1 protein-coding gene is annotated in these 446 nt (G+C 41.5%); it reads left to right on the top strand.

Annotated features, from left to right (window positions below; all coding sequences use genetic code 11):
* Positions 1 to 335: hypothetical protein (locus tag KP705_RS17745; RefSeq protein WP_215765238.1), on the top strand; the 335-nt coding region annotated here is incomplete at its 5' end.
* Between the last annotated feature and the right edge of the window lie 111 nt (positions 336 to 446).

The raw sequence follows: 446 nt of genomic DNA, 5'->3' as shown, positions 1-446 counted from the left end.
ATTCATCACTAAAAACAAAAATTCACAAAAGTAATGAATCACGAAAATCACTATTGAACGAATTGAAAAGCGAACGCGAAAAAAGTTTTGATAAGGGCAAGCCGTTCAGAGATTTACAGAAGAAGAATGAACAGCTTGAAACTTATCTTGGTTTAGTTTTTGATTCTTTGGATTCGCATGGAATTAATCCTGTTCCGTTCATTAAGACTGTCTACACGTTGGATGATTTAATGCGTGATTGCGATAGGATTGCGAAGGAGTGGCTTGAGTCATTCCAGGCGACGTGGGAACCTAAGGCGAAGCCTCAAAAGGGTTCTGATCGCTCTATTGCCTAGAGCGACGACCCCGAAGGTCCGGGGTCTAGCATTGGGGTTTCGACCTCCATGCTAAAGGCTAAATCAGTATTAAAAAGATAGCTCAAACTGCTTCGCTTCATGAGCAGATAA

The sequence above is a fragment of the Gluconobacter sp. P1D12_c genome, assembly GCF_018812105.1.
GTDB classification, from domain to species: domain Bacteria; phylum Pseudomonadota; class Alphaproteobacteria; order Acetobacterales; family Acetobacteraceae; genus Gluconobacter; species Gluconobacter oxydans_A.
Note: the sequence above shows the minus strand (reverse complement) of the source record. Positions and strands in the feature narration are given on the sequence as shown.